This is a genomic window from Rhodococcus sp. Z13 (assembly GCF_025837095.1).
Lineage (GTDB): Bacteria > Actinomycetota > Actinomycetes > Mycobacteriales > Mycobacteriaceae > Rhodococcus > Rhodococcus sacchari.
The window spans coordinates 1,347,961-1,357,824 of record NZ_CP107551.1; the positions used below are offsets into that span (position 1 = coordinate 1,347,961).

Sequence of the window (9,864 nt, forward strand, 5' to 3'; positions counted from 1 at the left end):
CACTCCTTCGGGTCGTGAAAGCGGGGTAGAAGTGGTCTGGGATCCCGCTCAGTGAGCGGCGAGGGGGCGCACCGTCTCGTGACGGGCGGGGAACTTCTTCCAGATCACCGTCAGCAGCAGCGAGGAGATCAGCGCGCTGACGCCGAAGAGGACGAAGTTCGAGTGCGCACCGAGGCCGGCGGCGAGCAGCCAGCCGCCGATCTGCGGGGCCGCGACGGCGCCGATGCGGCCGACGCCGAGGGCCCAGCCGAGGGCGGTGCCGCGGAGGTGATCGGGATAGTACGAGGCGACCGCCGCGATGATCAGGGCCTGGGTGCCGTGGGTACCCACACCGGCGAGCACGAAGATCAGGTAGACGGTGGCGACCGGCGGGTCGGTCAGCAGCAGGAGCAGGGCCACACCGGCGACGAAGGCCGCGACGATACTCGTGGGCACCGAACCCCAGCGCACCCCGCCCCAGGCGGTGATGAACGAACCGGCGACGGCGCCGAGGTTCAGGGCCAGCGAGAAGGTCAGGGCGTTGCCCAGATCGGTACCTTCACCCTGCATCAGCTTCGGCAACCAGGTGCCCAGGCCGTACCACGCCAGCAGGGTCACCACGGTGACGGCGGCGAACATGATGCTCACGGTGCGGAACTGCGAACCGAGCAGGCTCCTGAAGCCGCCCTCGGAGTTGTCCGGATGGGTCTCGAGTGCCTCGTGCTTCGGCAGCACCTTGACCGCGAGCGGAACGAGGACCAGCAGCGGGACGAGCGCGAACGCGAACATCGGGCGCCAGCCCCAGTTCGGGATGACGGGGATGCCGACGAGCGCGGCGATGGAACCGCCGATCGGGACACCGGACATCATCATGGTGGCGACGGCGGCGCGCCACTTGTCCGGAACGAGTTCGGCGGCAAGGGCGTTCGAGGTCGGCACGAGGCCGCCGAGTCCGATGCCGGCGATCAGGCGCATGATGCCGAAGAGCACCGGTCCGGGGGCCACGGCGCAGAGGGTGGTGAAAACGGACAGGACGACGACGCATCCGATGACGGCCTGTTTGCGTCCGATCGCATCCGAGATCCGGCCCGCGAGGACCGCGCCGATCATCATGCCGACGAACGCGAGGCTCCCGAGGGTGCCGGCGGTCGAGGCGTTGATTCCCCACTCGTCCTGGAGGCTGGAGATGACGTTGCCGTAGACGATGAGGTCGTAGCCGTCGAAGACCACGAAGAGCCAGCAGACGATCACCGCGATCATGTGGGCGCGGGGCAGGGTGATGCTCCCGCCGGCCCGGCTCGGCGAGGTCTCGTGGGAAGGATGCATTCCTCAACGGTGGGCGCGCGGAACCGGACGATGCAATAAAGTTCTGCTATGCAGAACAAACCGATGGGCACGATCCGCAAGCCCACCTACATGCTGGAGTCGGTCGACAACGCCCTTCGCCTGCTCCAGTTGCTGCGGGATGCGGGAGCGATCCGGCTCAAGGACGCCGCCCGGGAACTCGGGACGGCCCCGTCGACGGCACACCGTCTGCTCGCCATGCTCGTCTACCGCGGCTTCGCGGTGCAGGACGAGAAACGGATGTACCACCCGGGCCCGGCGCTGGGGGTCGGGCCGGCGCGGCAGGGCTGGACCCGGGACTTCACCGACATCTGCCGCTCGCACATGGAAGCGCTCGCTGCGCTCACCGACGAGACCGTCAACCTCGTGATCCGCGTCGGCTCGCAGGCCCGCTTCCTCTGGACCGCCGAAGCGGCATCGATCCTGCGTGTGGGCGATCGACGAGGTCAGGTGCTGCCTGCGGAGCTCACCGCGGGCGGCCGCATCCTGCTCGCGGAACTGCCTCGACCGGTGCTCGAGCAGCTCTATCTCCGCCCCGCCGACGAGCCCCACATCGGGCAGGGACCGACCCCGGCCTACGAGTCCGACCGGCGGATGGCGATCGGGGAGTTCGAGGAGTTCGTGCACGAACTCGAGGCCGCCCGCAACGTCGGTTTCGCGGTCAACGTCGAGCAGACGGAGGAGGGCGTCGCGGCCTTCGGGGTGGCCATCCGCAACGGCCGGGGTGTCGCGATCGGGGCGATCACGGTGGCCGTGCCGGTCACCCGTTATCGCCAGCATCTGAGGGGACGGCTGGTCTCCCAGATGCAGGTGGCGGTGCGCGGGATCGAGGTCGACGTCGCCCATATTGCCGGATCGGACGTCCAGAATTCCGCACAGCAGAAATAGATGGCTTCGGGGGGTCGGGGGCACCTAGCGTGGGGACAGCGCCGGACAACGCTGCACCGTTGCCGAGAGGAGAACCATGACTGCCACCGAGCCGACCGCTGCCGAGCCGATCGATCCCGAGCTCCGGAAGCTGTACGACGACTTCGAGGCGGAGAACCTGAATCCGTTGTGGACCCAGCTCGGCGACCTCATGCCGATGGCGCCCACCTCCAAGGCGGTGCCCTTCGTCTGGAAGTGGTCGACGCTCTACCCGCTGGCGCAGCGCGCCGGTGATCTCGTGCCGGTCGGCCGTGGCGGCGAGCGCCGCGCCATCGCGCTGGCGAACCCGGGCCTCGGCGGCGTCCCCTACATCACCCCCACGCTGTGGGCGGCGATCCAGTACCTGGGCCCGAAGGAGACCGCTCCCGAACACCGCCACTCGCAGAACGCCTTCCGCTTCGTGGTCGAGGGTGAGGGCGTGTGGACGGTCGTCAACGGTGATCCGGTCGCCATGCGGCGCGGCGACTTCCTGCTGACTCCGGGCTGGAACTTCCACGGCCACCACAACGAGACCGACCAGCCGATGGCGTGGATCGACGGTCTCGACATCCCGTTCGTCCACTACACCGACACCGGCTTCTTCGAGTTCGGCTCCGACGGTGTGACCGACGAGAGCACCCCCGACATCTCCCGTTCGGAGCGGTTGTGGGTCCACCCGGGCCTGCGTCCGCTGGTCGGCCTCGACCGCAAGTCCAGCTCGCCGATCGCCTGCTACCGCTGGGAGCACACCGACCGCGCGCTGAACGAGCAGCTCGCCCTCGAGGACGAGGGTTACGCCGCAACCCCCGAGCCGGGCCACGCCGCGGTCCGCTACACGAACCCCACCACCGGCGGCGACGTCATGCCGACGATCCGCGCCGAGTTCCACCGGCTGCGGGCCGGCGCGCACACCCGCGCCCGTCGTGACGTCGGTTCGGTGGTCTTCCAGGTCTTCGAAGGCGAAGGCCGCTTCCATCTGGCAGACAAGAGCCACGACGTCACCAAGGGCGACATGATCGTCGTCCCGTCCTGGGTGGAGTGGTCGCTCGAGACCGACAAGGGCGTCGACCTGTTCGCGTTCTCCGACGCGCCGATCGTCGAGCGTCTGCATTTCAACCGCACCATCATCTCCGAAGGAGCCTGACCCTCATGCGACTCGCCACCCTCCGACTCGACGGCGGAACCGCCGCTGTCCGCGTGGACAGCGACTCGAGCGCCACCGTCATCGACGGCTACGCCGACCTGTCCGCCCTGCTGGCCGATCCCGAGTGGAAGTCGGTCGCCGAGAAGGCATCGGGTAAGACCGTCGACCTCGCCGACGCCGACTACGCCCCCGTCGTCCCCGCCCCGGGCAAGATCGTGTGCGTCGGCCTGAACTACGCGACCCACATCAAGGAGATGGGCCGCGACCTGCCGGAGTACCCGACCCTGTTCTCGAAGTTCAAGGAAGCCCTCACCGGCCCCTACGACGACGTGGTCGTGCCCGCCTACGCCGGCTCGCAGCTGGACTGGGAGGCCGAGCTCGCCGTCGTCATCGGCAAGCAGGCCTACCAGGTCGCCGAGGCCGACGCCGCGGAGTACATCGCCGGCTACTCGGTCATCAACGACTACACCATGCGCGACTACCAGTACCGCACGCTGCAGTGGGATCAGGGCAAGACCTTCGAGAAGACCAGCGGTTTCGGTCCGGTCCTCGACACCGACTACCAGCTCGGCACCGCCATCGAGACCCGTCTCGAGGGTGAGGTCATGCAGTCGTCGAACACCAACGACCTGGTGTTCACCCCGGCCAAGCTCGTCGACTACATCTCGCACATCGTCACGCTGCAGCCGGGCGACGTCATCATCACCGGCACCACCGGTGGTGTCGGCCACGCCCGCAAGCCCGCGCGCTACATCCAGAACGGTGAGGTCTGCGAGGTCACCATCGAGGGCCTCGGCACCGTCCGGAACAAGACGATCATCAAGTAGGAGCTGCACCGACCGTGGGATTCAACGATCTCGACCTGTCCGAGCGACTCCTCATCGCCCGGCGCGGCACGGCCTACCTGTCGCAGCGCCTGGCCGAGCTGACCGACGAGGAGCTCGACGGCCCCACCCTGCTCGAGGGGTGGACGCGCCGGCACCTGGTCGCGCACATCGGCTACAACGCCGCGGCGCTGTGCCGTCTGATGGACTGGGCGGCGACCGGTGTGGAGACGCCGATGTACGCCTCGACCGAGCAGCGGGCGCAGGAGATCGCGGAAGGCGCGACGCTGAGTCCCGCGGCTCTGCGGAACCTCTTCTCGCACACCATTGCTCGTCTCGACGAGAAGTGGCGTCACCTGCCGGAGGCGGCCTGGAAGTCCGAGGTCCGCACCGCGCAGGGCCGGCTCGTCCCCGCCGAGGAGACCGCCTGGATGCGCACCCGTGAGGTGTGGATCCACGCGGTGGATCTCGGCAACGGTGGTCGTTTCGGCGACTTCCCGCCGGTCGTGCTCGACTCGCTGCTTGACGACATCGTCGGCATGTGGCGCAGGAAGGAACTCGGTGCCGGTCTGGCACTCGAGGTCGAGGGCCGCGACCCGGTCCTGGTGAACCCCGAGGCCGAGACCTCCCACACGGTGCGCGGCGACCTGCCCGGCGTCGTGCGCTGGGCGGCCGGCCGTGGCGCCGTCGGTGTCACCGGTGGGGAGGCGACCCCGCCCCGCTGGCTCTGATCCGGCACCCCGACGAACGCGAGGGCCCGTCCACTGTCGAGTGGACGGGCCCTCGCGGTGTCGGGACGGGCTACTTGCGCGGATCCTTCTCGCAGCCGATGCCGTCGTTGTCGCGGTCGAGGTGCGGTCCGTAACCCGGATCGTTGCGGCGGACCGGGGCGGCACCGGCGTTCCATGCCTCGGTGCAGTTCTTGTACGACCACGCCTGGGCCGGGGGAGCCGACTGCTGCGGCGCAGGTGCGACGGCCTGCGGCGCGGGCGCGGGCGCCGGGGCGGGTGCCGGTGCCGGTGCCGGGGCGGGAGCAGGAGCAGGAGCCGGGAGGGGGGCCCACGGCAGCGGGACGTCCGGAACGGCCGATCCGGTCGGGATCAGGGCGACGATCTCACGCGGAAGCAGATCGGTGAGAGGCACGGCCGAGGCAGTGGACGGAACGACGGTGGCCAGGGCCACGCCTCCCAGCGTCGCAGCGACGATGCGGCGGAACTTCATGCGCAGAGCCTTTCTGTACTCCTCGTATCGATCCGGGAATGCCGGACTCGAGCGAAATGTCGCTTTCGTGGTACCGCATGTTACCGATACGTTTCGTGCACGCCGATCGGCCCGCCCGCAACCGGATGTTGCGAGCGGGCCGATCATCGCTCCGAGCCTGCCGGGGGACGGGCCGGACGTGTGTGGTGCCCCTAGACGGTGGTGGCGTCCTCACGGAACGGCACGACCACCCGCGGATCGACGCGGAGGACGGTGTAACCCGCCACGGCTCCGGCGCCGAACCCGGGCGCGAAGATGCGCACCGGCCGGGTGATGACGCCGTCGCGCACCGCGTCGTGGATGGCGAGCGGGATGCTCGCCGAGGAGGTGTTGCCGACCTTCTCGATATTGAAGTAGAGCCGGTCGGCGGACAGGCCCGCGTCCGCAGCGAGCTCGACGACCATCGTCTTGTTCGCCTGATGCGGCACGATCAGATCGATGTCGTCGAGGAGCGACCGTCCCGCGTCGTCGGGGGAGGGCAGCGTCCGGATCTCGTCGAGCATCTGGGTGAGATACCGACCGGCGAGCGACTTCACCTCGGGTCCGTAGACCGTGATGGAGTTGTCGAAGTCGGGGTTCGGCCAGATGATCGAGTTGACCTCGCTCGTCGGGCCGCTCGCGTAGCTGTTGAAGAACTCCACGTCGGGTTCCTCGCCCTCGCCCGCGGGCGAGACCAGGATCGCGGCGGCACCGTCACCGAAGATCATCCGGGACGGCCGGACACTGCCGATCTTGTCGGAGAACTTCTCCACGCACACCACGAGGACGGGTCGCTTCACCTGCTGCAGGATGCGGGTCGCCTCGGCGAGGCCGTAGGGCATGCCCGCGCACGCGGCGATCAGGTCGTAGGCCGCGTGGACCTGCCCGATGCCGAGCTCACCCGCGATCCACGTCGCGAGGGACGGGATCGGCCGTGCGCTGGTGCAGGTGCACGCGATCACCGCGCCGATGTCCTCCGGGCCGACCCCCGCGTGGGCGACGGCCTGCTTCGCGGCCGACAGCGCGAGGTCCTCGAAGGTGCCCGAGGTGTACCGGCGCTGCTCGATGCCGGTCTTGGCGGTGATCTCCTCGGCCGACATCGGTGACCAGTTGTAGGCCGTGTTGCGGATCAGGTCCTCGTTGGTGCACACCTGGTCGCCGTGCGCCACCGCGATCGCGGCGATGCGCGGCGCGACGGTGAACTCCGCGCGGACGTCGACGGCCGGATAGGGCGCCGACGGTTCGGCCGGCTCCGGCCGGGTGAACGAGGTGGCCGGCCGGCACCGGCCCGAGGCCGCCCGCTCGATGAACCGCTGCACCTCACGGGTGCGGGGATGGGAGACCACGACGTAGTCGTCGTCCCGCAGGTCCGCGACCCGGACGAGTTCGACGTCCTCGCCGTCCCAGGGCTGCCGGTTGTGCAGCACCATCGACCAGCGGCCCAGCGCCTCGAGTTCGGCGACGTCCTCGTGGCAGTCCAGGATCTCGTCGTATCCGAAGACGGGGAAATTCGGATCGAACCGCCGCAGCCGCATGGTGATGTTCTCCGGATCGGAGAGAAGCTGCGCGACAGTCGGTTTCACGATCGGAAGGTCACCGGCGAAGTGACGGCGGGCGCCGAACACCGCGAACAGGCGGTCGAAGATCCGATCCTCCGCGAGACTGTCCCAGGCGCGGGGGAGCTCGTGATAGGCGTCCTCGACGGCGGCGAGACGCTGTTCGGCGTCGGGCCAGGGCGTCAGGCTGGGCATGTAGACGTCGTCGCGGTTGCGCGGGACGTCACCCCAGCGGGTGACCCGCCGCTCGAACATCACGAGCGAGAAGCGGTCGGCCCAGAACACGTTGAGCGCCATGTCGCGCATGATCTCGAACTTCGACCGGTAGACGCCCTGGGCGTGCCGGGACAGGATCTCGGAGACCGTCGGCGCCTTGGTGTCGAAGTCCCTGCGGATCACCGCGTCGAGCTGGTCGACACCGGTGAGGACGGAGAAGTCCAGCTCCGGAAGGAAATTGGATGGGAAGACGATTCGGCCGTGCCGATTGAGCTCGAAGGATTGCATGTAACGGGGACCCGTTCGATTCGAAGTGGTGGAGGTGGCGGGACGTCACATGTCCAGGCCGCCGTTGACGCCCCACACCTGACCGGTGATGTACGAGGAGGCGTCGGCAGCGAGGAAGTGCACGACCCGGGCGATCTCCTGAGGGTCGGCGAGACGCTTGACCGGGATGCTGTCGGTGATCCGGTCGAGCACCTTGTCCGGGATGGACTCGACCATCTCGGTGGCGACGAAGCCGGGGGTGACGGTGTTGACGGTGACACCGATGCCGTTCGGATCCAGCTTGCCGTTGCGGGCCAGGTGGAAAGCGGCTTCCTTGGCGAGCGTCTTGGTGAGACCGAACAGTCCCGCCTTGGACGCGGCGTAGTTCGCCTGCCCGATGTTGCCGGTCTCGCCGATGACGGACGAGACGTTGACGATGCGGCCGCTGCCGCGCTCGAGCATGTGGTGCAGCGCGGCCTGCGCCAGGTAGAACGCGCCCGAGAGGTTGACGCCGATGACGGTGTTCCAGTCCTCGTCCTGCATCTTCAGGACGGTCCGGTCGATCGTGATCCCGGCGTTGTTGACGAGGATGTCGAGCCGACCGTGCGTGCGGATCACCTCGTCGATGGTGCGCCGGCAGTCCTCCGGGTCGGCGACGTCGCCGCGGTGCACCGAGTAGGTGACGTCCTTGCGGCCGTTCGCCTGCATCTCCGCGAGGAACTGGTCGGCCTGCGCGGTGTTCCGTCCGAAACCTGCTGCGACGGCGGCTCCCTGGCTCGCCAGGCTGCGGCTGATGGCAGCACCGATCCCGCGGGTGCCGCCGGTGACGAAGGCGACGCGGCCGAGGAGTTTGGTTCCGCTCGTGGCGATCTGCGGAGTGGGTTCGATGGTGCTGGTCATGTTGCTCTCCTCGCTGTGCGGGGACGACGACTCCGGCCGACTCCGGCCGGAAGGCGTGCGTGATTCCCCTGCTCCCCTGAATTGTTCGTGGGGCGGCACGTCCCTGGGCCCCCTCGACCCAGGGTGTGCCACCCGCCGGGCCCCGTAGGCCCGAATTCCCTGCGGCACCGATCATGCAGCATCTCGATCGTGTTGTCAGATGAAACACAATCGTGGGTCGGACCCTCGATTTCGCAGTCTTGATTCGAGAAATATTGGGAGAGAAGCGGATTGAACATAAGTCTTCTTTTACCCGCCGGTACGGACAGGGTGCCTGTCGGTCCGGGCGGGTGGAAGAGGCCGGGTGGGCGCTCGGGTCTGGCGCACGGTGTTACTCCGCGGTCAGAATTGGCGTGAAATGCACTGTGTATGTTCAAGAATTGGTCAAGTGATTTCGGAAATCATTGTGTTCCAATTCGATACACATCGGCTCTGCGGGCTCGGGGTGATGCGCGGTGAAGCATTCCGGATGCACTCCGTGCCACGGCGGAGTGAGGATCCGATCGGACATCGGAGCATTCCCCGGGCTGCGAAAAGTCATGCATTCCACGCCTGTGACGTTGAACACAACTCGTCCCGGCTGTGGTGTGACGCGCCCCAAAGAGGGATGCGAGGATGACGACGTGAGCCGAATCCATCTCGTCGAGACCTCCGTCGCCGAACTCGAGGTCCACGTCGACGGCGAGGGACCCGCCGTCGTTCTGCTGCCGTCCCTGGGTCGCGACTCCTACGAGTTCGATCCCATCGCCGAGGACCTCGCGGTAGCCGGGTTCACGGCCCTGCGTCCGCAGCCTCGCGGCGTCGGCCGCAGCCGTGGCCCCCTCACCGGCTTGGACCTGCACGACCTCGCCGGTGACGTCGCCGCCGTCCTCGAACATTTCGACGCCGCACCCGCCGTCCTCGCCGGTCACGCCTTCGGGCACTACGTGGCCCGGGTGCTGGCCGCCGACCGGCCCGAACTCGTCCGCGGCGTCGCGGTGCTCGCAGCCGGAGCGCGCCGGTTCCCGGCCTCGCTGACCGAACGCGTCGCCAAGTGCTCCGACCTGTCGCTGCCCGACGAGGAGCGCCTCGGGCACCTGCGGGACATCTTCTTCGCCGAGGGGCACGATCCGGCGGTCTGGCTCGACGGCTGGTGGCCCGACGCCATCGCCTCGCAACGCGCGGCCATGGCCGCCACCGACAAGGAGTCGTGGTGGACGGTGGCGCCGTCCCCGCTGCTCGACGTCCAGGCCGGTGAGGACGTCTTCCGGCCCGCCGAGACCCGAGACGAGCTCGTCGACGAGTTCGGTGACGACCTGGTGACCACCGCCCTCGTCCCCGGCAGCGGCCACGCCCTCGTCCCCGAGGTGCCCCACGAGGTGGCGCGGGCGCTGATCGACTGGATCCGCACCCGGCTCACCTGAACGGTGCACACGACGACGCGGCCCCCACCGGAACATTCCGGTGGGGG

Annotated in this window: 9 protein-coding genes; 5 read left to right on the forward strand and 4 right to left on the reverse strand. The window is 68.5% G+C overall.

Going from position 1 to position 9,864, the window contains the following annotated elements; genetic code table 11:
* Positions 1–48: 48 nt before the first annotated feature.
* Positions 49–1,305 (reverse strand): MFS transporter, encoded by a 1,257-nt coding sequence (locus tag OED52_RS06245; protein WP_413247723.1) that lies wholly within the window; start codon positions 1,303–1,305, stop codon positions 49–51.
* Positions 1,306–1,353: 48 nt separating this feature from the next.
* On the opposite strand from OED52_RS06245, the gene OED52_RS06250 reads away from it, so the two are divergent.
* The 4 genes from OED52_RS06250 (at position 1,354) to OED52_RS06265 (ending at position 4,928) form a co-directional block, all read left to right on the forward strand.
* Entirely contained in the window at positions 1,354–2,211 is an 858-nt protein-coding gene (locus tag OED52_RS06250; RefSeq protein WP_264153803.1) for an IclR family transcriptional regulator, read from the forward strand.
* Between the two features lie 76 nt (positions 2,212–2,287).
* Positions 2,288–3,373 (forward strand): cupin domain-containing protein, encoded by a 1,086-nt coding sequence (locus OED52_RS06255; RefSeq protein WP_264153804.1) that lies wholly within the window; start codon positions 2,288–2,290, stop codon positions 3,371–3,373.
* Positions 3,374–3,378: 5 nt separating this feature from the next.
* Complete coding sequence (locus OED52_RS06260; protein WP_264153805.1) at positions 3,379–4,200, forward strand: fumarylacetoacetate hydrolase family protein; 822 nt, start codon at positions 3,379–3,381, stop codon at positions 4,198–4,200.
* Between the two features lie 14 nt (positions 4,201–4,214).
* Positions 4,215–4,928 (forward strand): maleylpyruvate isomerase family mycothiol-dependent enzyme, encoded by a 714-nt coding sequence (locus OED52_RS06265; RefSeq protein ID WP_264153806.1) that lies wholly within the window; start codon positions 4,215–4,217, stop codon positions 4,926–4,928.
* Positions 4,929–4,998: 70 nt separating this feature from the next.
* On the opposite strand, the gene OED52_RS06270 is transcribed toward OED52_RS06265, so the two are convergent.
* The 3 genes from OED52_RS06270 to OED52_RS06280 all read right to left on the reverse strand — a co-directional run bounded on the left by OED52_RS06270 (position 4,999) and on the right by OED52_RS06280 (position 8,375).
* Positions 4,999–5,418 (reverse strand): excalibur calcium-binding domain-containing protein, encoded by a 420-nt coding sequence (locus OED52_RS06270; protein ID WP_264153807.1) that lies wholly within the window; start codon positions 5,416–5,418, stop codon positions 4,999–5,001.
* Between the two features lie 191 nt (positions 5,419–5,609).
* A complete protein-coding gene (locus OED52_RS06275) occupies positions 5,610–7,496 on the reverse strand; it encodes a 3-oxoacyl-ACP synthase III family protein (RefSeq protein ID WP_264153808.1) in 1,887 nt (628 codons plus the stop codon).
* 45 nt (positions 7,497–7,541) lie between these two features.
* Complete coding sequence (locus OED52_RS06280) at positions 7,542–8,375, reverse strand: 3-oxoacyl-ACP reductase family protein (RefSeq protein ID WP_264153809.1); 834 nt, start codon at positions 8,373–8,375, stop codon at positions 7,542–7,544.
* A gap of 662 nt (positions 8,376–9,037) precedes the next feature.
* On the opposite strand from OED52_RS06280, the gene OED52_RS06285 reads away from it, so the two are divergent.
* On the forward strand, positions 9,038–9,817 hold the full coding sequence (locus OED52_RS06285) for an alpha/beta fold hydrolase (protein ID WP_264153810.1): 780 nt from the start codon (positions 9,038–9,040) through the stop codon (positions 9,815–9,817).
* Positions 9,818–9,864 lie beyond the last annotated feature (47 nt).

Coding starts and splice junctions, on each gene's coding strand:
- OED52_RS06245 (WP_413247723.1), bottom strand. CDS start 1,305: ATGCATCCTTCCCACGAGACCTCGCCGAGCCGGGCCGGCGGGAGCATC.
- OED52_RS06250 (WP_264153803.1), top strand. CDS start 1,354: ATGCAGAACAAACCGATGGGCACGATCCGCAAGCCCACCTACATGCTG.
- OED52_RS06255 (WP_264153804.1), top strand. CDS start 2,288: ATGACTGCCACCGAGCCGACCGCTGCCGAGCCGATCGATCCCGAGCTC.
- OED52_RS06260 (WP_264153805.1), top strand. CDS start 3,379: ATGCGACTCGCCACCCTCCGACTCGACGGCGGAACCGCCGCTGTCCGC.
- OED52_RS06270 (WP_264153807.1), bottom strand. CDS start 5,418: ATGAAGTTCCGCCGCATCGTCGCTGCGACGCTGGGAGGCGTGGCCCTG.
- OED52_RS06275 (WP_264153808.1), bottom strand. CDS start 7,496: ATGCAATCCTTCGAGCTCAATCGGCACGGCCGAATCGTCTTCCCATCC.
- OED52_RS06280 (WP_264153809.1), bottom strand. CDS start 8,375: ATGACCAGCACCATCGAACCCACTCCGCAGATCGCCACGAGCGGAACC.